This is a genomic window from Paenibacillus sp. EKM211P (assembly GCF_011066175.1).
GTDB lineage: Bacteria > Bacillota > Bacilli > Paenibacillales > Paenibacillaceae > Paenibacillus > Paenibacillus polymyxa.
On the sequence record NZ_JAAMNS010000004.1, the window covers coordinates 267823 to 289232 of the forward strand.

A 21410-nucleotide genomic window follows, 5' to 3' on the forward strand; every position below is an offset into this window, starting at 1 on the left:
TACAATCACGTAGGTATTACAGTGCGTAAGATCACATTCGAAAAGTAAGTGTTGTGATAGCCTTTTCATAAGAATGCATTTTCCATTTATTTTATATGAGTATTCAAGCTCAGTAAGAGTTGGAAAAGAAGGGGGCTTATCACATTGTCTATTTTAACGCGCACAAATCGACTCGGATTTTTTGAAATCCGGCTGGAATCCATTGGTGGACTCGGCGCTAATCTGGCTGGCAAAATGTTAGCCGAAACCGGGGTGCTTGGTCTAGGGCTGAATGCTTCAAATTTCTCATCCTATGGTTCGGAAAAGAAGGGAAGCCCGGTTAAAAGCTTTGTTCGCTTTTGTGAGCCGGAGGTGGATATTCGGGATCACAGTCCGATTGAGCAACCGCATGTGGTAGGCATTTTCCATGAAACATTATACAAAACGGTAAATGTGATCAGCGGACTGCCAGCGGATGGGATTGTAGTGGTCAATTCCACACGTCCGGCAGAAGAAATACGGGCTGATTTGGGACTGGTATCTGGTACATTAGCAGTGGTCGATGCAATGGGGATCGCACTGGAAGAGCGGACCAAACTAAATACGTCCATGCTAGGTGCCTTGTTCCGTGTCTGTGATTTCCTGGACCCGGAAGCAATGAGATCGGTTATTCGCAGTACCTTTGAAAAGAAAAATCCACAATTAGTGGAACCTAATCTGCGTACGTTTAATCGTGGTTTTGAAGAAATGCAACTACATGTATATCCGGTTACTGCTGATGCGCAGGATCGGGTTTTTGAACGTCCGCAGCCTTTGCTAGGGTACGAAACTCAATTGCTGGGGGGCGTTATTGCAACTCAGGGCAACAGCATGACGAAAGATGTTAGTGGTTCACGTCAGGGTTATGTGCCTGAATATGAAGCTGATAAATGTACCCATTGTGCCAAGTGTGATTCGATCTGCCCGGATTACTGTTTTGTATGGGAAGAGCAAGCAGACAAACGCGGAAGAATGATGCCGTTTTTGCAAGGGATTGATTACCAGTATTGCAAAGGATGTCTGAAATGTGTAGATATTTGCCCATCGGGGGCGTTAAGCTCGCGTCGCGAGCAATGGGGCTGGGCGGAGCAGCATCGTGTTGCCCACCAATTTCCGGTATATGAAGGAGGGCGTGCGTAATGGCAAAACTGGAGGAGGAACTCAAACAGACGGGCGCCGCACAAGTGACAACGTTCGAATCCGGTAATGAAATGGCAGCTACGGCGGCTGCGCAGATCAATTATCATATGATGGGATATTTCCCGATCACTCCATCGACCGAGGTAGCGCAGTATCTGGATCAAATGAAAACGCGTGGTCAGCATAATATTAAACTGGTTGCAGCCGATGGAGAACACGGATCGGCAGGGATTTGTTATGGAGCTGCGGCAGCTGGAGCGCGGGTTGTGAACGCCACCAGTTCGCAAGGTTTCCTGTACATGCTGGAGCAGTTGCCTGTTCAGTCAGGTACCCGTTTCCCTATGGTTATGAACCTGGTGACAAGAGCTGTCAGTGGTCCCTTGGATATTCGGGGGGATCATTCGGACCTGTATTATGGTTTGAATACAGGCTGGGTCATTTTGACGGCAAGTACGCCACAGGCTGTGTATGATATGAACATCATGGCCCTCAAAATCGCAGAGCATAGCGATGTACGGTTGCCTGTAATGGTCGCATACGACGGTTTTTATACATCTCATCAAAAACGTAAAGTGCAATATTTTGCCGATGCAGAGACCGTGCGCGATTTTGTAGGCCCCAATCCGAACCTGAATTATCCGAATATTACGGATTTTGATCATCCTGTCACTGTGGGTGCGCATATGAACGGTGATGACCTGACGAATAATCACGTTCAACTGTCCGAAGCGTTGAAGCTTTCAGAAGGAGTATATGAGCAGGTAGCAGCAGAATATGCTGCTTTATCCGGTCGGGAATATCCGATTTTGGACCTGTATCATATGGAGGATGCTGAGGTTGCGGTATTTCTGCTGAATTCGGCGGCTGAATCGGCCAAGGATGTGGCGGATCAACTCCGTGCGCGTGGCATTAAAGCTGGTGTGATTCGTCCGAATATTATCCGGCCGTTCCCAGCCGCACAACTGCGGGAGGCGTTGCGCCATGTCAAGGCGTTGTTGGTGGGTGAACGTGCAGATTCGTACGGATCAGATGGCGGTAATTTGACGCACGAAATTAAGGCGGCGTTGCAGGAGGACCCACTGAATCAAACCCTCGTATTGAGCCGTATCTTTGGCTTGGGAGGAAAGGATTTTTATGCGGAAGATGCAGAGGCGTTCTTCCAGCTTGCGATTGAGGCGGTAGAGGCTGGACGAGCGGAGAAGCCCTTTGATTATTACGGGATTAATCCGGGTTCAGCGGACAAGGTGATGCCGCAAGTCATGCAGCCACCACGTGGCAATGCATACCGTACGGGTCTGATTCAGGTTACGCCGGATGAGGCGACCGGGAAGCTCAAAGTCAAGGTACCACCTCTGCGTTCGTTAACAACCAAACCACGCCGTCTTACTCCGGGTCATGGGGCTTGTCCTGGTTGTGGAGCCTTGTCTGCACTAGAACTGTTTTTTAAAGGGATTGAAGGCGACATTGTTGTACTGTTCCAGACTGGCTGCGTATATGTGGTGACGACAGGGTACCCATACACATCACACAAGCAACCGATGATCCATAATCTTTTTCAAAACGGGGCCGCTACCCTTTCAGGAGCGCTGGAAGCTTACATGGAGATGAAGCGACGTAATGAAATTGAGATGTCGGATGATCCGACCTTTATCATGATCAGTGGTGACGGCGGGATGGATATTGGTATGGGTTCTGCGATTGGTGCGGCTCTGCGTAACCATAAACTGATCATGCTGGAATATGATAACGAGGGATACATGAATACAGGCTCTCAGCAATCGTACTCCACTCCAATGGGGCATATGACGAGTACGTCGGGTGTAGGGAAAATGCAAAAAGGGAAACAAGGGCATCATAAGGATACTGTGCAAATTATGGCCGCCTGTAACATCCCGTATGCCTTTACAGCAGCCGAAAGTCATCCGCAGGATATGCTGCGCAAAGCCGCCAAGGCTCAATGGTACGCCAACAACGTGGGTACGGCATATGGTAAAATTTTGTGCGCCTGCCCACTCAACTGGAAATCCGAAGACAGATTGGGTACTAGCATCGTGGGCGCCGCAGTCGAGTCTTGCTTCTTTCCTTTGTACGAAATCGAACAAGGGAGCACGACGATTACGTACAATCCGGAAGACAAGGGAAAACGGATTCCAGCCGCAGAATGGCTAAAATTAATGGGTAAAACGAAGCATCTTCTCAAAGAGGAAGCAACGCTGGCTACCTTTGAGCAGGAGATTGAGCGTCGCTGGACTATCCTGAAAAAGAAACATGAAATTTCGGAGTTATAATTCTGTTTTTTGCATAATAATCGTGTAACATTGTTAGCCGCTGTTTCGGCACCGGTTCGATTGAGATTCCTAGCGCTTGCTGCGCCAGGAATCTTTTTTTGCGTTTATGGGTTGAAGCATAAAAAAACAGGTAATGATTTCCGATATAGGAGTGGAGGCCTATAGAAGGTATGTTATAAAGTCTTCTTCTGAATTTTAAGATGCAATGAGGTGCAGGTAATGATTAAGCTGAACACAGTTGAAATAATTGAAATTATAAAGAAGCAAATCCCCAAGGTTATGAACATCACGCCAGTGGAACTCAAGTTTACGGATGATTTTGGACGGGCATCGCTGGCGGCAACAGAACACAAATTCACGCTGACGAACCAGCATTATTCTGCCAAGGTGATGGATTGCGTGTTAGAAACACAAGTGCGCCCTATTTTAATGTGTGAAATTATTTATTTTCTAAAATGCGAGTTTATTGATGGGCATGTGGATGTAAGACTGGATTATGAAGCATGTTCTGAGGGAGAGCGAGGACCTGTTGCTTCAGCTGTCATTACCTTTGATCATGATACGCAGCTTGGAGTCGACGAACTGGCCGATCTGATTGACCTGGCGCTTCATATGAATGATAAAACCTGGTTTGAGGAACTCTCCACTCAATATGTCAAAAGCAAAGCAGGGGCTTCGATTAGATAACTTGCTTTTTTTAGAAGTCGGTGCTAATATACGTAACAAGTTTAATGTTAATTCAATTAAATAAGAGCAAGATCCTTCGGGGCGGGGCGAAATTCCCCACCGGCGGTGATGACATGTTTGTGAATCGCTTCTGCGAACACAGCATGGCTTAGTCCGTGACCCGGATGCTGAACAATCAGCAGAAGGTGGACCTGGTGCAATTCCGGGACCGACAGTATAGTCTGGATGGGAGAAGGATACGAAGCGCATGTGCATGACGTGACATGTGCCAATTTTTAGCATACGTAAAAGTACGTACGGCTTATTTCGTTGTAGGACAGCATCGGACGACAGCTTTTATTAAGCTTTCTTTTCGATAGTGTTCTGAGCGTAATTGGCTGTATTGTCATCATGCTTTCTTTTGGCAGACCTATGATTTCATGTCATTTTAATACATGTATGAACTGCGCTTGTATACTACATATGTGACTCTCATCACCCCCATGACGGATTGAATCCTGACTGGGGGTTATTTGCGCTTACAGCTGATGAATTAGGGATAAACTGAAATGTAGTGGAAAGGAGTGAAAGCATGTTTACCGGATTGGTCGAGGAAGTGGGTCGCATTCAAAGTATTTCCAAAAGTGGTGAAGCGATGGTGCTGGGTATTTCGGGTTCTGTGGTATTGGACGATTTGAAAATAGGCGACAGTGTCTCGGTGAATGGTGTTTGCCTGACGGCAATACAGATTGGTACTAAAGATTTTAAGGTTGATGTGATGCCTGAGACTTTTCGCAGCAGTAATCTAAGGGAACTCAGATCCGGCAGTCGAGTCAATTTGGAGCGGGCGATGGCGGCGAGTGGAAGATTCGGAGGACATATCGTACAGGGACATGTGGACGGGACGGGTACGATTCGCGGAGTGACATCAGAGCAGAATGCGGTAGTGTTCGAAGTTGAGCCTTCTGATCAAGCATTATTTAAATATGTTCTTCTCAAAGGGTCAATTACAATTGATGGTATCAGCCTCACAGTCGCGCAGCGGACGAGAAATAGCTTTGCTGTATCTATTATCCCCCACACCTTAGCCGAAACGGCCTTACAAGCCAAACGTGAGGGAGATACCGTGAATATTGAATGCGATATATTGGGCAAATATGTGGAGCAACTTTTACATTACAGAGGTTCAGCGTCGATGGAGAGAGCCGATCAAGCCCCACTTAGTTTGGACTATTTGGCGAAACACGGCTTTGCCTGATACAGCCTGTTACAGAATAATAGAAAAATTGGTTCAGGAGCATTCGTGACACAAGACATAAGGAGGAGAGGGTTATGGATAGAGGCATCCAAACAAGTGCAACGACAAACATCATGGAGCAGGATGAGTTGCACCACGACGAAGAGATTCGATTGGATTCCATCGAAGAAGCATTGGAGGATTTAAAGAACGGCAAAGTCGTTATTGTAGTGGATGATGAACAGCGGGAAAATGAAGGCGACTTTATCGCTTTGGCTGAAAAAGCATCGCCCGAGGTGATCAATTTCATGATTACAGAAGGTCGCGGATTGGTCTGTGTGCCGATCACACAGCACCGAGCCAAGGCATTGGAATTGCATCCTATGGTAGAGCAAAACACAGATTTTCACGGTACCGCCTTTACGGTATCGGTAGATCATATGAAGACAACAACGGGGATTTCAGCGGCCGAGCGCTCTTTGACTGTTCGTGCCTTAGCCGACGAAGCAATCACGGGCAGCGATTTTCGCAAACCTGGTCACATGTTCCCGCTAATTGCTCGCGATGGTGGGGTCTTGCAGCGTGCCGGTCATACTGAAGCGGCTGTCGATCTGGCCCGACTCAGCGGCTTTAAGCCTGCCGGGGTCATTTGCGAAATTATAAAGGAAGATGGTTCGATGGCCCGCTTACCTGATTTGGTCGTGATCGCCAAGCGACATCAATTGAAGCTGATTAGCATTCAGCATTTAATCGACTACCGTCGTCGTTTGTCATTGTAAATAATTCAAAAAAAGAGAGGTTGATAAGCATGGCACGTTTTCTGGAAGGTAATCTCGTATCGAATGGTTTAAAGTATGGTATTGTGGTGGGCAGATTTAATGAATTTATTACAAGCAAACTGTTGAGCGGTGCACTTGATGCACTTCAACGACATGGTGCACAGGAAGATGAAATTGATGTAGCGTGGGTGCCGGGTGCATTTGAAATCTCGCTTATCGCACAAAAAATGGCCGCAAGTGGAAAGTATGATGCTGTCATTACGCTTGGCACGGTTATCCGTGGTTCTACTTCACACTATGATATCGTCTGCAATGAAGTGGCCAAGGGTGTGGCGGCAAGCAGTCTGAAAACGGGTGTCCCTATTATTTTTGGTGTAGTGACTACGGAAAATATTGAGCAGGCCATAGAACGGGCAGGTACAAAGGCTGGTAATAAAGGTTGGGATTCTGCGCTGGCTGCGATTGAAATGGCCAATCTCGGTAAGCAGTTCTAATGATATAAATGGCTGAAAGAACGGCATAAACTGCAAAGTGGAAAAGGGATTAGATTGTTAAGCAAGGCGATGACGTATATACTACAGAAAGAGGGATTGATAACGTAGAGCATAAGTGCTAATGGGGAAAGGTATTGTTGAATGATGATTGGAGTAAGGCAGGGGGAAGCACATTGACAGTCGTAAATTACAAGCTGGAAACATTCGAGGGTCCGCTGGATCTACTGTTGCATCTGATTGATAAAGCCGAGATCGACATTCAGGATATCCCGATTAGCGATATTACTGATCAGTACATGGCTTTTTTGCACAGTATGCAGGAGCTGGAGCTGGACATTACAAGCGAGTTTCTAGTGATGGCGGCGACGCTCTTATCCATTAAGAGTAAATTGTTGCTTCCCAAGCCACCTGTGATGGAATATGACGATTTGGATTTTTATGAAGAAGAAGACTATGATCCACGCGAGGAACTGGTTCGCAAGCTGGTGGAGTATCGTAAATACAAAGGGATTGCTCGCCATCTGAGCGAACGGGAGTGGGAACGTAGTCTGATTTATGGCAAGGAGCCGGAAGATTTGAGCGCATTCCTGCCAACCGAACCCGCAAATCCGGTGCATGGGCTGCATGCGAGCGATTTGGTCGCGGCCTTTCAGCGTGCATTGCGCAAAGCTGAACGACGTACGACGGTAACCCGTGTTCATCGGGACGAAATTTCAGTCAAGGACCGTATCCGGCAAGTTATCGGGGCGTTAGAGAAGGTGGGGAATGGAGGACGGCTGCTGTTCTCCAAGCTGATGCATGAGGATATGTATCGGCATGAGGTGGTTGTAACCTTTTTGGCTATCCTTGAATTGATGAAAATGAAGCAAATCTTCTGTTATCAGGAGAAGCTTTTCGATGATATTGTAATGGAGTGGAGAGGGGATTTACGGGTTAATGGATTATCTGAAGCTGAAATCAATTATTGAGGGGCTGCTGTTTCTCGCGGGAGAGGAAGGGTTGTCCACCAAGCAGATCGCCGACATTGTAGAACAGCAGCAAGAGCTGGTTGAAAAGTGTCTGGAGGATATGAAACAGGATATGGAGCAAGGAGGAAGAGGCCTGCAGCTTGTCCGTATTGCTGGTCATTATCAGCTTGCAACTTTATCCGAACATGCACCTTATTTTGAAAAGCTCGCCTACTCTCCGGCACGTGCCTCATTGTCTCAAGCTGCTTTGGAGACACTGGCCATTGTGGCCTACCGCCAGCCCATTACAAGAGTTGAAATCGAAGAGATTCGAGGTGTCAAATCCGAGCGGGCCATACATACACTGGTCAACAAGGAGCTCATTGAAGAGAAAGGTCGAGCTGAGGCCATCGGACGACCAATATTGTACGGAACGACGAAATCATTTTTGGATTATTTCGGTCTAGGCTCTCTTGAAGATCTACCGCAACCGGAGCAGTTCGAGGATTCAGACAATTTAGAAGAAGAGACACAGCTATTGTTCGAGCGTCTGGAGAGTAGCCAGCCTACGGAGAACGATTCGGATCCGGAATCTTAAATTCAAAAAATTCAAAAGACAGCCAGTCCTTACGTCGTTGAGGGCTGGCTGTTTGGCATTTTAAGATGCATGATTTCCCGCTGAAAGGTCATACTATTTTTGCCATGATATTCTATAGCAAAAAGGTAGGGAGGACTCGCCAGTGTGGAAATGGATCAGTATCGCCATCATCATCGTTATATTCATTGTACTGGCTATTCTGCTCTCTCGTATTCGATTGAAGCTGGAAATTGCCAAGCATGACAATGATGATCGGGCGCATTTAGAGATCAGATTTCTATACGGGTTGATCAAAATGGATTACGATATTCCAGCCATTCTCATTACAGGTTTGAAAAAAGGGCTTCTCTATCGGCTTGACCGCAATAAAAATATACATAAAACGGATGCTTCTGTGGATAGCGGAAATATTGACACCGAAAAAATCAAGCAATTTATACATGATATACGGGTTTTGCTCAAGGGTACACAATCCTTACAGCGATGGCTGAGACATACATTGGCCCATGTAACAGTGTCGAAAATGGAGTGGTCTACCAATATTAGTCTGGCTGATGCAGCTTATACAGCGACCTCAACTGGTATGTTGTGGGGATTAAAAACGAGCTTGATCGGTTTTGCCTCCAGCATTGTGCGCATGGAATGTACCCCAAAGGTGTTTGTGGTGCCTTATTGGGTGGACCGGCTACGTTTTACTACCATTTTGAATTGTGAAGCAAAAATATCGTTCGGTTATTTAATCTTTTCCATGCTCAGATTAGCTTTCCGCATATGGCGCGTTCCGGGAGGCCTAGAGGCATGGAAGCGGGTTATTTCCAAAGCTCCCGAGAATCATCAAGCCAACAGTAAAGAATAAACAGTGTGGAGGATTGACATACATATTTCCTGAACCTTTGCGCACAATAGCGAAAGAAAAGCAGTCTACGCTTGAGATAAGCAGAGGAGGAATAAAACATGTCAGATCATCCGATTCAAGGGCTCATGCAAACCGCGATGGAGAACATCAAGGCCATGGTGGACGTCAATACGATTGTGGGAGACGCAGTGGAAACACCCGATGGTTCCGTTATTTTGCCAATCAGTAAGGTAGGATTTGGCTTCGCAGCCGGCGGAAGTGATTTTAACGTAGATGAAGAGTCGCTTCATACTTCCTCATCGGGTAATCATAGTGGGAAGGAAGTACATCCTTTTGGTGGCGGTAGCGGTGGTGGTGTATCTATACATCCCATTGCCTTTCTAGTTGTCGGCAAACAGGGAGCACAAATCGTTCCATTGGACAATCAAACGCATCTGTTTGAGAAAATCATCGACTCCACACCATACCTGATCGATAAGGTTCAGTCTATCTTCCAGAATTCAGGCAGCAACATGCAGACTCCACCTCCACAGGTACCTGCAAATGCTAATACGGATCAAAGTCAATCTGGACCGGCTTACTTGTAAAAGTTATTGAAATTAAAAGTGTCCTCTTAAGAAGGTATCCCCAAGCCAAAGAATGGCCTAGGAATACCTTCTTTTTAGTATGCACTCAGCCCTATTCCTGAATATACTGCCTTCCGCCAATGACAGCATGTATACAGTGACTGAATTCTTGGTAATAAAATGTATTCACTGATAGTTCATTTTCTCGGTTTTCTTCGGGTGCGAACTGTGATAGGTAAACGAAGTCTGGGTAGATCACTTCATTTGTCAAATAAGCAGATACCGTGGCATCGGGGCGACGATGTCGATTAAGAGAATCAATAATACCTTGAGCTGGCAAGATGCCAATCCCATGGCCATAGAATGAATCTTCCTTCAATTTGACGACATTTTCTCCCTTCCATTCCAATGAATCGGACGACACATCTGGATTGTTGAAATACAGGATGTCCCCAGGTACTGCTTTATGGCTGCCTTGCTGTTGTATAAGCCTGAGATCACTGTCATATTGCCAATCATACAACAGCATATCTGCAAAAATCTGATTAAACTCACTTTCCAGAATGGAATCCAGTACTCCTTTGTACAACACAATAACCATTGCTGTTGCACATTCAAAAGCGTATTGTTGACCATTTATAAAGATATCTCTGATCCCCTGCGCCGGAGTGACGCCTGCTTTGATCCGAAAACCGCCTTTTTCCGTTAACTCCCAAAATTGCGGGTTGCAACGCGCGGTAGCAAAAGTGGCAAAGGATACACCACTTTGATGTAATGCTTGTGCGGACTCTACAATCCGCGATCTTAAAATCATTTCAAACTGTAATCGCTGCATGTTGTACCCCCCCTCGATTTCATATTTAACGTTAGTAACTAATATTATATGTGTTCAGGATTGCAAGTTGCTTGGTTAACGTAGAAAGAAAGCAAAACAGGAGCGGCTAATGACTGTCCTGTATAAGGAATTTTCTGTTATAAAGGTGGACATACTTTGAACAGCTTGGACATAGAATGGTACAAGACTTGCTCAAAACCGGAGGAATCCAAATGTTTAAAAAAAAACAACATATCCATGCGGACCACATCTATTATAAGAATAAGGCACGCGCATTTGTTTTGCCCCTAGCGCTTATGCTTATTTTGTCATTGCCGCTTACATTGCTGAGTCCACAGCCTGTTCTGGGAGCAATGAGAACAGAAGCAACACCGCCCACGTTAGGAACTCATGCCCAGGCTGCTTCTTTAATTGATGTCACTTCAGGACGGATCATATATTCAGCCGAAGGTGACCGGGAGCTCCGTATAGCTAGCCTAACCAAAATTATGACCGCGATTGTAGCCATTGAACATGGACGCTTGCAGGACCGAGTAAAGGTGAGTTCAACGGCGTATGCCAAAGAAGGATCATCGCTTTTTTTGCAGATGGGTGAACAAATGACGCTGGAAAATATGCTGTATGGCTTAATGCTCCGTTCTGGTAATGATGCAGCTTCTGCCATTGCCGAGCATGTGGGTGGAACAGAAGAGGGATTTGTCCATTTAATGAATGACAAAGCGGTTCAGCTTGGGCTAAACCATACACATTTTGCTAATCCTCATGGGCTGGATGCCGACGGACATTATTCCTCAGCCAACGATATGGCCCGGCTCACCGCTTATGCGCTGCATAATCCAACTTTTGCCCGTATCGTAAAAACAGAACTGAAAAAAGCACCGAACCCCAACGATTCCTGGGACTACTCATGGCATAATAAAAACAAAATGCTGCGGCTGTATGAGGGAGCTGACGGTGTAAAAACAGGCTTTACTAAAAAAGCGTTTCGCTGTCTAGTCAGCTCGGCCACACGTGAGGGGCGTCAGCTGGCTGCTGTTACCTTGAATGACGGGGACGATTGGAATGATCATGCCCGTATGCTTGATTACGGCTTCCGCTATTATCCCCTCATTCCGATTACGGACAAGCAGCAGCCTATTGAGGGTTACCCCCTCTTGACAGGTGCGAGTTTTTCTTATCCTTTACATGAGGGTGAGAAGACTCAATTGCACAAAAGACTGGTATTGTTTAAAAATTCCGCTTCGGCAGATAGAGCTGACGTGTCTTTTGGTTTACGAGGACGGATCGAATTTTTACTGGAAGGTAAATTGATCGGTTCCGTTCCTGTATATGAAAAAGGTAGTAAGCTGCCTGCTCAAACTATTGTGCAGCCACAGCAGGAGGCTCCGACTGCACAAGTTCCTGCAAACCATACTCAACAACGAGGTTGGACGAGCAAATGGAATGAAATTCTTGAAAATCTGTTCGGAGCATAAGGCAAGTAGGCTTGATGTTATAAAGCTGCGGTGTCACATCATTGGGAAAAGGGGGAATCAGTCATGATTCATCTCATATGGGTGGCTTTGATTTGTATAGGATTTGTATTTGCAGCCGCACAGGGAAATATAGAGGTGGTGACGAAGGCAGCTTTTGACGGGGCAACTACGGGTGTTACAGTATGCTTTGGACTGATAAGTGTGCTGGTATTCTGGATGGGTATGATGCGGCTGGCTGAAGACGGTGGGCTCTTACAGAAAATATCTAAGCTGCTTTCTCCTTTGGTCGCCTTTCTCTTTCCTGATGTTCCTCGTAATCATCCCGCTATGGGCTACATTTTGTCCAATATGAGCGCCAATCTACTCGGACTGGGGAATGCAGCAACACCAATGGGGATCAAGGCGATGCAAGAGTTACAAACACTCAATCCTGATAAGCAAACCGCTACACCCGCCATGTGTACGCTGCTCGCGCTGAATACAGCCAGCATTACGCTTATTCCAACAACGTTGATCGCCATTCGGCTAAATTTTCACTCCGCACACCCGGCTGAAATCGTCGGAACGACACTGGTGGCGACTGCAATAGCTACCTTTGCCGCCATTGCGGCGGATCGTTGGTATCGTAGTCGAGAATTGCGTCGCCGTCCTCCAGCGAATCCGCCGTCCCAGACTTCCTTGGCGCCACGTACCTCGCCTGCACCAACATCTGTAGTTTCTTCACATGTACCGCCCGTATCTTCACCTGCCGTACCGCGAACGGGAATCACAGCTACTAAGGGCAGGGACACCACTTGGAAAGGATGAGGGAGGCATGCTGAATTTTATTAACCTCGTTTCGACTTGGGCCATCCCGGTTATTCTCGCTTTTATTCCTTTATATGCATATGCCAAAAAGGTCCCTGTCTACGATTCTTTTGTAGATGGAGCCAAAGACGGCTTTTCTACCGCCATCAGCATTATTCCTCATCTTGTAGGCATGATGGTGGCGATTAGCATTTTTCGAGCATCCGGCGCTTTGGACTATGTAATATCCTGGGTAACCCCGTGGATTAAAAACTGGGGCGTACCTGGCGAGGTGCTGCCTTTAGGTTTGCTCCGTCCATTGACGGGCACGGGTTCACTCGCGTTCACGACGGATTTAATTCGCACTTATGGTCCCGATTCCATGATCGGTCGGATTGCTTCAACGATTCAGGGCAGCACAGATACGACGCTGTATGTATTAACTGTATACTTTGGTGCGGTAGGTATCCGCAATGGACGATATGCCTTGAAAGTGGGACTATTTTCAGATGTGGTTGGTTTTGTGGCGGCTATTGCCATTTGTTTGCTTGTATTTTGAATTTTGCATCGTTTTTTGAACGGGGGTTGTGATTTTGCTCATGGATGGGTATCATTAGCATGAGGTGAATTAGCGAACATGGAAAGATTGCAGAAAATATTGGCCCAAGCCGGTGTAGCTTCCAGACGTAAATGTGAGGAGCTTATTCAGGCGGGCAGTGTGGAAGTTAACGGGGTTACCGTAACTGAGCTGGGAACGAAAGCAGACCCTGATCAAGATATGATTACAGTAAAGGGACGCCCGATCAAAACTGAGAAAAAAATCTATTTGATGATGAACAAACCCAAAGGGGTCATTACAAGCGCTTCCGATCCGGAAGGTCGCAAAATTGTGTCTGACTATCTGAAAGGCGTCAAGGAACGCGTATATCCGGTCGGACGTCTCGATTACGACACCGAAGGGTTGCTGTTGCTTACCAATGACGGAGAGTTCGCCAATCTGCTCACCCATCCCAAGCATCATGTGCCGAAGACGTATGTGGCTACAGTCAAAGGCGTTCCGCACGGTACTGAGCTGGATAAGCTGAAAAAAGGAATCGTGCTGGAGGATGGCATTACTGCACCGGCCGAGGTAGAATATAAGGATGTAGATCCGGACGGTAAGGAATCTGTGATCCAGATTACCATTTATGAAGGCAGAAATCGCCAGGTAAGACGGATGTTTGAGGCCATTTCGCACCCAGTTATCAGACTCAAGCGGATTGCCTTTGGGGATCTATTGCTGCAAAACTTGAAGCGTGGTCTCACCAGACCCCTAACCAAGGACGAAATCAACCGTCTCATTCAACTTGCCAAATCAGACAACACGAAAAAGAAACGGACAGGACGGGGGTCATAACCCCGGCCTTTTTGGTGTAAAGAGGCTGTTGGATGAGAGTAAAGTTTGACCAAGCACGGGAAAATAGTAAAATAGAGAGAATGCTTTTTTTAGCGAAGGGGCTGGGAATATGTCAGAACAAAGCAACCGCATATTAATTGTAGATGATGAAGAACGCATTCGCCGCCTTCTGCGGATGTATCTGGAAAAAGAAGGATACGAAATTGAAGAAGCTGAGGATGGTGAGATTGCTCTCCAAAAAGCGACTGCAAGCGATTACAGTATTATTTTGCTCGATGTGATGCTTCCGGGTATGGACGGGATTGAAGTGTGTACACGTCTACGTCAAACCAAATCTACGCCTGTGATTATGCTGACAGCCAAAGGTGAGGAAGTGAACCGCGTGCAAGGCTTCGAAGTTGGAGCTGATGATTATGTGGTCAAGCCCTTCAGCCCGCGAGAGGTCATTTACCGGGTAAAGGCAATTTTAAGACGATCGTCGGAGACGGCTTTTTTAACGAAAGAGGCTGTGCCAAGCAATAGTATTGTTTTTCCAAATCTTATTATTGAGCATGATGCCCACCGGGTAACTGCAGGCGGAATTGAAATCAGTCTAACGCCTAAAGAGTACGAGCTATTGCATTATTTGGCGGTGTCGCCAGATAAAGTCTTCTCACGCGAAGAACTGCTGAAAGATGTTTGGAATTACGAATTCTTTGGTGATCTCCGCACTGTGGATACGCATGTGAAACGGCTTCGTGAAAAGCTGAATAAGGTATCGCCAGAGGCAGCGGCTATGATTACGACCGTATGGGGCGTAGGTTATAAGCTGGAGGTTCCAAAATAACGTGAACTTCTGGAGATCGCTGGTAGGTAAGCTGTGGATCACCATCATTTGTCTTGTTGGTTCTGTGCTTATTTTTCTGGGGCTTTTTTTATTGCCATATATCAATAGAAATTTTGCGGCGCATGAATCGACGGAAATCAAGCATTTATTCACCTATACATGTATCGTCGGATTTTTATTGACGACCTTTTTTGCTCTATTTCTTTTTACTAAAATCACACAGCCTATGCAGCTGTTGATTCAGGCGGCGAATGCCATCCGTGAGGGAAGGTATGATACTCGGCTTTCGCTGGTGACCAGCGATGAGATTGGAGAGCTGGCGAAAACTTTTAACCATATGTCTACGGAACTGGAAGCGACGATCCGCAGTCTGAATGAGGAGAAAAACCATTTATCCAGTGTACTGCGAAGTATGTCTGATGCCGTAATTACCTTCGACAGAAGTGGACAAATCATCTTGACGAATCCGCCTGCACAAAGTTTGCTGGATATTTGGAAAAAGCTGGAGTGGCAGGAACGTGATCTGGAGGAATTCGGAGCTTCTGTGCCTGAGCCTTTGCTGCCTTTGTTCCATACGGTTATGGACAGAGGCGAGGATGTCGGAGACTACATCCATGTCAAGAAAGGCTCGTGGTCAGTGCAAATGGCGCCGCTGTATACAGATAACGCTATTCGTGGTGCAGTAGCTGTACTTAGAGATATTACGGAAGAAGTAAAACTTGAGAAGATGCGCAGTGATTTTGTAGCCAACGTATCCCATGAAATCCGTACACCCTTATCTATGATGCAGGGATACAGTGAGGCTTTGCTGGACGGCATGGCAGGTTCACCGGAAGAGTCCGAGGAGCTAGTACAGGTCATCCATGATGAATCATTACGTATGGGAAGGTTAGTCAAGGATCTGCTCGACTTGGCCCGAATGGAGGCAGGTCATACAGATATGTACCGTCAGGAAGTGGATGTGAATGAACTGATCGAGCGTGTTCACCGGAAATTTACGGTTCGTTCCAAGGAACGAGGACTAACACTCGATTATTATGAGCCAGGTCAACGCTTAGTGTTGCCTGAGGCAGATGAAGACAGACTGGAGCAGGTGTTGACCAATTTACTGGATAATGCGTTCAGACATACGCCCTCTGGGAAAAAAGTTACCATTGCGGCGGATCAAATTCTGGGAGAACGGAATGAGTTAATCCGCATTCGGATTAAGGATGAAGGTGTGGGCATTGCCAGTGAGGATCTACCTTATATTTTTGACCGCTTCTACAAGGCAGACAAAGCGAGAGTACGTGGTGAAGACAAAGGGACTGGGCTGGGGCTTGCTATTGTTAGAAACATCGTAGAGGCTCACGGAGGCTCTGTCTCAGCTTCTAGCGTACTGGGAGAAGGGACGGAATTTACTATTTTGTTGCCGATCTCCAATAAAACAAGGCTGAGCTCTGTAACAAGCTTATAACGACGGCTCATATATCCCAGTTTGCAGGCATCCTCGGAAGAGGGTGCTTTTTGTTGAAAAATCAACATTTATCTTGTTCAACGTGGAACATTCTGTTTCAAGATGGATGCTTCTATGTTAGATAAGGGTATAAGAAAAGGCGCCTCGGTAGCCGGCGCCTCTCTTTATAAATAAAACCAAGGAATTTTTCAACACTGACTGGAACTAATCCAGTACTACTTCTTGGGCAGTATTCAGTTCTGGTAAGCCTACGAGTTGAATCAGCACGTCTTTAGGCACAGCTTTGTCAACGGTCAGGATCATGATGGCTTCACCGCCAACAATTTTACGACCTACTTGCATAGAAGCAATGTTGACGCTGTTCTCCCCAAGCAAGGTGCCGACACGGCCGATAATGCCGGGTTTATCATTGTGTGAGATAAGCAGGAAATGAGCCTCCGGTGCCACATCTACCGGGAACTGGTTCAATCGAACAATACGTTCACCATAGCCTGCTAGCAGGGTGCCGGAAACACGTTGTTCTTCGCCGCTTTGTGTTTTGAGCGTAACGGTAATCAGGTTAGTGAAGCCCTTGGTGGCAGGCGCCTGAGAGACGATGAGATGGACGTCACGTGTTTTGGCAAGATGCACAGAGTTCACGATGTTCACATCGCTGCCCAGATGACGGCTAAGTACACCTTTCAAAATATAACGTGTGAGCGGCTGTGTATCCACAGAAGACAAATCGCCAGCATAATCTACCTGAATTTCACGTACAGCCTGATTGGTGATCTGGGCGGCAAAGCTGCCCAGCTTCTCTCCAAGCGAGAAATATGGCTGCAATTGCGTCATGACATTGGATGGTACTGGAGGCATGTTGACCGCATTTTTAAACGGCTCATCACGTAAAATATGCAGCACCTGCTCAGACACGTCGATCGCCACGTTCTCCTGAGCTTCGACGGTCGATGCACCCAGATGTGGTGTAACGATAATTTTTGGATGGCTCAGGAACGGATGATCCGGTGCTGGTGGTTCCGACTCGAATACGTCAAAGGCTGCACCGGCAACGATACCTTCATCGATGGCTTCAACAAGAGCCGTTTCATCGATAACTCCGCCTCGGGCACAGTTGATGATGCGCATTCCTTTTTTCATCACTTCAAACTGCGGACGAGCAATCATATGCTTGGTTTCTGGTGTTAATGGCGTGTGTACGGTCATGAAATCTGCATTGCGGATAATTTCGTCCACGCTGGCTAGCTTGATGCCCAGCTTCTCAGCGCGTTCTTCAGTCAGAAACGGATCATAACCAAGGATGCTCATGCCAAATGCTTTGGCGCGTTTAGCCACCTCACTGCCGATACGTCCCATGCCGAGAACTCCAAGTGTTTTGTTACGTAGTTCGACACCGAGGAATGTTTTACGATCCCATGTACCACCGATGGTTTTAGCGTAAGCCTGTGGAATATGGCGAGCCAGTGCCATCATCATGGCAAAAGTGTGTTCACATGTCGTAATTGTATTGCCGTCAGGAGCATTAATAACGATAATCCCGCGTTGTGTTGCTGCTTCAAGGTCGATGTTGTCCACGCCGACCCCGGCACGTCCGACAACCTTGAGGTTTTTACCTGCCGCCATGATGCGTTCGGTTACCCGGGTTTGGCTTCGGACGAGTAATGCGTCATAGTCACCAATAATTTGAACCAATTCATCCTCACTGAGACCTGTGTTCTTGTCCACCGTGACATCGTCTGCATCCATCAGCTGCTGAATGCCCAGGTCACTGATTGGATCGGATACTAACACTTTAAACATTTGGTTTCCTCCTCAAAGTTAACTTCTTTTATGGACAGGATGTACTTCGAACTGAAATACATTCCATAAAGAACATGAAAAAAACTTGAAATGCTTCTAAAAAGTACAGGAGAGCGGTCTAAATACTAGTGTGATAACGCATTGACGCAGAAAAGGAATAAAATAGTATTTTGCACCAAACTGATAACCAAAGGCCTTATGTGGAGTTGCTTTACGGTTTTCGGGCATCAAAAAAACTCCCGAATCACATACTATCTCCATAGTAAGGGACGAGAGTTATCGTGGTACCACCCTAATTCGCAGCCATTTCGCAATGGACTGCCTTCAGCGGTCATATAATGACCGAAAGGATAACGGTTTTCTGCCGATTGCATCTAATGTCGGAAAATGATTACCTAGACCTCGATGCAATAACTCAGGAGCGCTGAAAGTAGTTACTTCGCCACCGGCTTCCACCCAAACACCGGTTCTCTGAGGACGAAATCAATACCTTTTCTCCATCATTGTTGTTGTCGCTAATAATTTTTTCATAATGTATCATGGCTTACATGGGCATGTCAATAGGACATGCGGCATGTGTGGATAGACGACTAGAAACATAGCTACTGAATGCGGAAAAATTAAGATTTAAGTCTTCTTGAATCCGCCCGACTTTTTGGCTATGATGCTAAAGAAGACTAAGCAGAGGACTAACTAACTATGAAAAAGCTTAAAGTGAAATGGAAAAGAGCGCAAATTCATCAATTGAATGACCGCTTGCTGCTTTACAATTTGTATCTAACTCAGGGGCTGACCCTGCTGATTGGCGTAATCTGGATTATATTTCAGAAAAGAAATGTGTTTGAACTGTTTGCATTGCCCAACACGCTACATGTCTTATGGTGGGGATTGGGTTTGGCAGCCGCTATGCTATTAGTGGATTTGCTGCTGTCTCGGATCATGCCTGAGGATGCCATGGATGACGGTGGTATTAACCAAATGCTGTTTCAAAATCGACCGGTTTGGCATATTATTTGTATAGCTGCTATCGTTTCCATCTGTGAGGAACTTTTGTTTAGAGGTGCGATTCAGTACAGCTTTGGTCCTTATTGGACAAGCATTTTGTTTGCGGTTATTCATATCCGATATTTACGACACTGGATTCCCACGGGCTGGGTTTTCCTTAGCAGTTATGGATTGGGATATATATACGTGCAGACAGGTAGCCTGTGGGCACCGATCATTTGTCATTTTGTGATTGACCTTATATCTGGCTTAGCGTTACGTTTTCGGAGGTATGAAGAATGAACCAGGAACTTAGCAGGGTGCAGACCTATGGTAGCCGCCGAAATGGCCGCAAAGGCAAGGAGGAGGACAGGCCAAAGCCAAAACCGGTTCGCTCCCGTGCTTCACGGCCCATGCCAGAATTGGCAGACGTTGCCGCTGCACCAGAAGTTGCTGTGACAATGGAGGAGGACACTCCTGCCAGTGAGTACCGAACACGGACAGAGATGTTTCCGTCCCGTCGTATTCGGGTGAGTAAGTGGTTTTTGAATTTTTTAAGCACTCTTTTTGTGCTTATTACAGCAGCACTACTATGGTGGGGAATTAAGGGTGCACCACCCATTAGTGAAATGCTTTGGTGATATAAAGGCATTGTGATAGCTTGCGTCTAGTACGTGCGTGCAATATTATGCTAAAAAAGCCTCCAACTCCCACAAAATATGCGGAGAGGGGGGCTTTTTTACATCATTTATTTTACATCATCTACATTTGACCTATGAGCAAGTGATAATTAACTGGTAGGAATCTCAATGCTTTGTGGATCGACAAATTGATAGCCCTTCTGCTCAAGGCGCGTCAATAGACTGTCCAGTGCCTCCGCTGTCCATGGCAGTTCATGCATCAAAATATTGCTGCCTGGATGAAGTTGTTCTGTTACATTTTTGAGAAGTGTCTCCGTTTTATGAGGTTGGTTTTTTTTCATGGTCCAGTCCAGAGAGCCTACGGACCATGTCATATACAAGAGCCCATTTTGCTTAGCTACCTTGCGACCTACGTCTCCACCAGCACCATGAGGCGGACGGAAGAATACGGGGGCTTGGCCTGTAGTGTCTTTAACGATTTTTTGTACTGTTTCAATCTGTTTTTTAACCTCAGCCTCAGACTTGTTCTTGAGAACGATGTGGTCCCAGCTATGGTTGCCAATGGGCTGTCCACGGTCATGGATAAGCTTGAGCAACTCAGGATGTTCTTTTACACGATAACCGTTTACGAAGAAGATCGCTTTTGCTTTGTGCTTATCCAATATATCTATGATTTTGTTAATCATGACCGCTTCTTTCGGGCCATCATCAAAAGTCAGCAATACCACTTTTTTTTCGACACCTTGTTGATTAGGAATAACATTGTAAGCTTTGTCCAAGTGATACATCTTGTTAGTGGTAACCGCAGTTGTTGGAACTGTAGTCTCGTTGCTCTTAACGGCGGTTTTGTCATTTTGCGTATTTGTTGTACTCACTGATTTTTGCTCATCACTGTCTGCTTGCTTGCTGCTTCCTTTGGGGGAAGATTTACTGCTCTGATCTTTGGCACTGTTACTTAAGTCAGAAGTTACTGAATCCTGATGGTTACTGGAATCCGCAGATTCCGGCTTCGTCGCAGTGCAAGCACTAAGCAGCAGACATGCTGTTAGCAAGATGGCTGCTGTTTTTGTACCCATTAATTCATCTCACCTTCCTGTATTTATACCGTATGAGTTTGTCTCTGCTGACGAACACTATGCTTGATTCTACCACAAAGGGAGGTTCTAATTGTGAAAACATCTTCATTTTTCCTGGGAATCGTCTTGGGGGCTGTCGCAAGCTCTCTGATCTCTCGTAACCGCAATGCGTTGGGCTTATCCATGGACATGGGCGGAAAAAAAAGCGGAAATTTGGTACAGAAAGCTCGTACAAAAATGATGGACGCCGCATTTCCAGGCATGGGTGATATTGCGCTGAATACACAAGACACCCACAAGGATCATGATCATCGTTCACAAGCAGATAAAACCGTTCATAACGCCCAAACTGCCAAGAGCAAAGAAGAGAATATGAAGTTGATTAAAGAGTTTATTAGCACAAGTCCCGATGTTAAACGTGAGGTCGAGCAAATACTGAAAGAAACTCATACAGCCGTACCGGGATTGTAACCCGAAACCTCTATTCCGAATCATTTTGCGGCTTTTTTGTTAAAGCCGTTCAAATGATTCTTTTTTTTATCATTTTTA

At 46.2% G+C, this 21410-nt stretch carries 22 protein-coding genes, 1 riboswitch and 1 other annotated feature; of the genes, 19 read left to right on the forward strand and 3 right to left on the reverse strand.

Annotated elements, in window-relative coordinates; genetic code table 11:
- Positions 1 to 144: 144 nt before the first annotated feature.
- The 10 genes from G9G57_RS09495 (at position 145) to ytfJ (ending at position 9610) form a co-directional block, all read left to right on the forward strand.
- Positions 145 to 1158 (forward strand): 2-oxoacid:acceptor oxidoreductase family protein, encoded by a 1014-nt coding sequence (locus tag G9G57_RS09495; protein WP_016822248.1) that lies wholly within the window; start codon positions 145 to 147, stop codon positions 1156 to 1158.
- Positions 1158 to 3446 carry a thiamine pyrophosphate-dependent enzyme gene (locus G9G57_RS09500; protein WP_016822246.1) on the forward strand — a complete coding sequence of 763 codons (2289 nt, stop codon included), beginning with the start codon at positions 1158 to 1160 and terminating at the stop codon, positions 3444 to 3446. Before G9G57_RS09495 ends, G9G57_RS09500 begins: the two co-directional genes overlap by 1 nt.
- Before the next feature lie 219 nt (positions 3447 to 3665).
- Positions 3666 to 4133, forward strand: a complete 468-nt coding sequence (locus G9G57_RS09505) for an IDEAL domain-containing protein (protein WP_016822245.1) — start codon at positions 3666 to 3668, stop codon at positions 4131 to 4133.
- 68 nt (positions 4134 to 4201) lie between these two features.
- Positions 4202 to 4374: riboswitch (FMN riboswitch) on the forward strand.
- 330 nt (positions 4375 to 4704) lie between these two features.
- Positions 4705 to 5370, forward strand: a complete 666-nt coding sequence (ribE, locus tag G9G57_RS09510; protein WP_016822244.1) for a riboflavin synthase — start codon at positions 4705 to 4707, stop codon at positions 5368 to 5370.
- Positions 5371 to 5444: 74 nt separating this feature from the next.
- On the forward strand, positions 5445 to 6128 hold the full coding sequence (ribB, locus tag G9G57_RS09515; RefSeq protein ID WP_016822243.1) for a 3,4-dihydroxy-2-butanone-4-phosphate synthase: 684 nt from the start codon (positions 5445 to 5447) through the stop codon (positions 6126 to 6128).
- Positions 6129 to 6157: 29 nt separating this feature from the next.
- The gene (ribH, locus tag G9G57_RS09520) at positions 6158 to 6622 is read left to right on the forward strand and encodes a 6,7-dimethyl-8-ribityllumazine synthase (RefSeq protein WP_025366264.1); all 465 of its coding nucleotides are present in this window, start codon (positions 6158 to 6160) and stop codon (positions 6620 to 6622) included.
- 173 nt (positions 6623 to 6795) lie between these two features.
- A complete protein-coding gene (locus G9G57_RS09525; protein ID WP_017427525.1) occupies positions 6796 to 7590 on the forward strand; it encodes a segregation and condensation protein A in 795 nt (264 codons plus the stop codon).
- Positions 7559 to 8167, forward strand: a complete 609-nt coding sequence (scpB, locus tag G9G57_RS09530; RefSeq protein ID WP_019687880.1) for an SMC-Scp complex subunit ScpB — start codon at positions 7559 to 7561, stop codon at positions 8165 to 8167. The genes G9G57_RS09525 and scpB overlap by 32 nt, the downstream gene beginning before the upstream one ends.
- 142 nt (positions 8168 to 8309) lie before the next feature.
- Positions 8310 to 9023: a DUF2953 domain-containing protein gene (locus G9G57_RS09535; RefSeq protein WP_102999122.1), complete on the forward strand. Its 714-nt coding sequence runs from the start codon at positions 8310 to 8312 to the stop codon at positions 9021 to 9023.
- 98 nt (positions 9024 to 9121) lie between these two features.
- A complete protein-coding gene (gene ytfJ, locus G9G57_RS09540; protein WP_016822238.1) occupies positions 9122 to 9610 on the forward strand; it encodes a GerW family sporulation protein in 489 nt (162 codons plus the stop codon).
- Between the two features lie 91 nt (positions 9611 to 9701).
- Here the strand turns inward: ytfJ and G9G57_RS09545 are convergent, their stop codons facing one another.
- Positions 9702 to 10424, reverse strand: coding sequence for a hypothetical protein (locus G9G57_RS09545; protein ID WP_044785218.1), 723 nt, complete (start codon positions 10422 to 10424; stop codon positions 9702 to 9704).
- Positions 10425 to 10636: 212 nt separating this feature from the next.
- Here G9G57_RS09545 and G9G57_RS09550 point away from each other — a divergent pair, with 212 nt between their 5' ends.
- The 6 genes from G9G57_RS09550 to G9G57_RS09575 all read left to right on the forward strand — a co-directional run bounded on the left by G9G57_RS09550 (position 10637) and on the right by G9G57_RS09575 (position 16363).
- The gene (locus tag G9G57_RS09550; protein WP_102999121.1) at positions 10637 to 11899 is read left to right on the forward strand and encodes a D-alanyl-D-alanine carboxypeptidase family protein; all 1263 of its coding nucleotides are present in this window, start codon (positions 10637 to 10639) and stop codon (positions 11897 to 11899) included.
- 63 nt (positions 11900 to 11962) lie between these two features.
- Positions 11963 to 12706 carry a nucleoside recognition domain-containing protein gene (locus tag G9G57_RS09555; RefSeq protein ID WP_044785216.1) on the forward strand — a complete coding sequence of 248 codons (744 nt, stop codon included), beginning with the start codon at positions 11963 to 11965 and terminating at the stop codon, positions 12704 to 12706.
- 7 nt (positions 12707 to 12713) lie between these two features.
- The gene (locus G9G57_RS09560) at positions 12714 to 13244 is read left to right on the forward strand and encodes a spore maturation protein (protein ID WP_014599983.1); all 531 of its coding nucleotides are present in this window, start codon (positions 12714 to 12716) and stop codon (positions 13242 to 13244) included.
- A 78-nt stretch (positions 13245 to 13322) separates the two neighbouring features.
- On the forward strand, positions 13323 to 14081 hold the full coding sequence (locus G9G57_RS09565; protein ID WP_013371714.1) for a pseudouridine synthase: 759 nt from the start codon (positions 13323 to 13325) through the stop codon (positions 14079 to 14081).
- A 109-nt stretch (positions 14082 to 14190) separates the two neighbouring features.
- On the forward strand, positions 14191 to 14907 hold the full coding sequence (locus G9G57_RS09570) for a response regulator transcription factor (RefSeq protein WP_013371713.1): 717 nt from the start codon (positions 14191 to 14193) through the stop codon (positions 14905 to 14907).
- 1 nt (position 14908) lies between these two features.
- Positions 14909 to 16363, forward strand: coding sequence for an ATP-binding protein (locus G9G57_RS09575; RefSeq protein WP_164964879.1), 1455 nt, complete (start codon positions 14909 to 14911; stop codon positions 16361 to 16363).
- A 204-nt stretch (positions 16364 to 16567) separates the two neighbouring features.
- Here G9G57_RS09575 and serA read toward each other — a convergent pair whose 3' ends face one another.
- Positions 16568 to 18160, reverse strand: coding sequence for a phosphoglycerate dehydrogenase (gene serA, locus G9G57_RS09580; protein ID WP_164964880.1), 1593 nt, complete (start codon positions 18158 to 18160; stop codon positions 16568 to 16570).
- A 262-nt stretch (positions 18161 to 18422) separates the two neighbouring features.
- Positions 18423 to 18673, reverse strand: a binding site (T-box leader).
- A 186-nt stretch (positions 18674 to 18859) separates the two neighbouring features.
- Here serA and G9G57_RS09585 point away from each other — a divergent pair.
- Both G9G57_RS09585 and G9G57_RS09590 read left to right on the forward strand, forming a co-directional pair.
- Complete coding sequence (locus G9G57_RS09585; RefSeq protein WP_017427533.1) at positions 18860 to 19447, forward strand: type II CAAX endopeptidase family protein; 588 nt, start codon at positions 18860 to 18862, stop codon at positions 19445 to 19447.
- Entirely contained in the window at positions 19444 to 19785 is a 342-nt protein-coding gene (locus G9G57_RS09590) for a hypothetical protein (protein WP_017427534.1), read from the forward strand. The genes G9G57_RS09585 and G9G57_RS09590 overlap by 4 nt, the downstream gene beginning before the upstream one ends.
- Before the next feature lie 149 nt (positions 19786 to 19934).
- On the opposite strand, the gene G9G57_RS09595 is transcribed toward G9G57_RS09590, so the two are convergent.
- Positions 19935 to 20861 (reverse strand): polysaccharide deacetylase family protein, encoded by a 927-nt coding sequence (locus tag G9G57_RS09595; RefSeq protein WP_164964881.1) that lies wholly within the window; start codon positions 20859 to 20861, stop codon positions 19935 to 19937.
- A gap of 93 nt (positions 20862 to 20954) precedes the next feature.
- Here G9G57_RS09595 and G9G57_RS09600 point away from each other — a divergent pair, with 93 nt between their 5' ends.
- Complete coding sequence (locus tag G9G57_RS09600; protein ID WP_129549512.1) at positions 20955 to 21332, forward strand: hypothetical protein; 378 nt, start codon at positions 20955 to 20957, stop codon at positions 21330 to 21332.
- Positions 21333 to 21410: the final 78 nt, after the last annotated feature.

Excerpts from the sequence above, each read along its gene's own strand:
- G9G57_RS09595 (WP_164964881.1), bottom strand. The coding sequence starts at position 20,861 with ATGGGTACAAAAACAGCAGCCATCTTGCTAACAGCATGTCTGCTGCTT.
- G9G57_RS09585 (WP_017427533.1), top strand. The coding sequence starts at position 18,860 with ATGAAAAAGCTTAAAGTGAAATGGAAAAGAGCGCAAATTCATCAATTG.
- G9G57_RS09500 (WP_016822246.1), top strand. The coding sequence starts at position 1,158 with ATGGCAAAACTGGAGGAGGAACTCAAACAGACGGGCGCCGCACAAGTG.
- G9G57_RS09550 (WP_102999121.1), top strand. The coding sequence starts at position 10,637 with ATGTTTAAAAAAAAACAACATATCCATGCGGACCACATCTATTATAAG.
- G9G57_RS09545 (WP_044785218.1), bottom strand. The coding sequence starts at position 10,424 with ATGCAGCGATTACAGTTTGAAATGATTTTAAGATCGCGGATTGTAGAG.
- ytfJ (WP_016822238.1), top strand. The coding sequence starts at position 9,122 with ATGTCAGATCATCCGATTCAAGGGCTCATGCAAACCGCGATGGAGAAC.
- ribE (WP_016822244.1), top strand. The coding sequence starts at position 4,705 with ATGTTTACCGGATTGGTCGAGGAAGTGGGTCGCATTCAAAGTATTTCC.
- G9G57_RS09570 (WP_013371713.1), top strand. The coding sequence starts at position 14,191 with ATGTCAGAACAAAGCAACCGCATATTAATTGTAGATGATGAAGAACGC.
- ribH (WP_025366264.1), top strand. The coding sequence starts at position 6,158 with ATGGCACGTTTTCTGGAAGGTAATCTCGTATCGAATGGTTTAAAGTAT.
- ribB (WP_016822243.1), top strand. The coding sequence starts at position 5,445 with ATGGATAGAGGCATCCAAACAAGTGCAACGACAAACATCATGGAGCAG.
- G9G57_RS09560 (WP_014599983.1), top strand. The coding sequence starts at position 12,714 with ATGCTGAATTTTATTAACCTCGTTTCGACTTGGGCCATCCCGGTTATT.
- G9G57_RS09590 (WP_017427534.1), top strand. The coding sequence starts at position 19,444 with ATGAACCAGGAACTTAGCAGGGTGCAGACCTATGGTAGCCGCCGAAAT.
- serA (WP_164964880.1), bottom strand. The coding sequence starts at position 18,160 with ATGTTTAAAGTGTTAGTATCCGATCCAATCAGTGACCTGGGCATTCAG.
- G9G57_RS09555 (WP_044785216.1), top strand. The coding sequence starts at position 11,963 with ATGATTCATCTCATATGGGTGGCTTTGATTTGTATAGGATTTGTATTT.
- G9G57_RS09505 (WP_016822245.1), top strand. The coding sequence starts at position 3,666 with ATGATTAAGCTGAACACAGTTGAAATAATTGAAATTATAAAGAAGCAA.
- scpB (WP_019687880.1), top strand. The coding sequence starts at position 7,559 with ATGGATTATCTGAAGCTGAAATCAATTATTGAGGGGCTGCTGTTTCTC.
- G9G57_RS09565 (WP_013371714.1), top strand. The coding sequence starts at position 13,323 with ATGGAAAGATTGCAGAAAATATTGGCCCAAGCCGGTGTAGCTTCCAGA.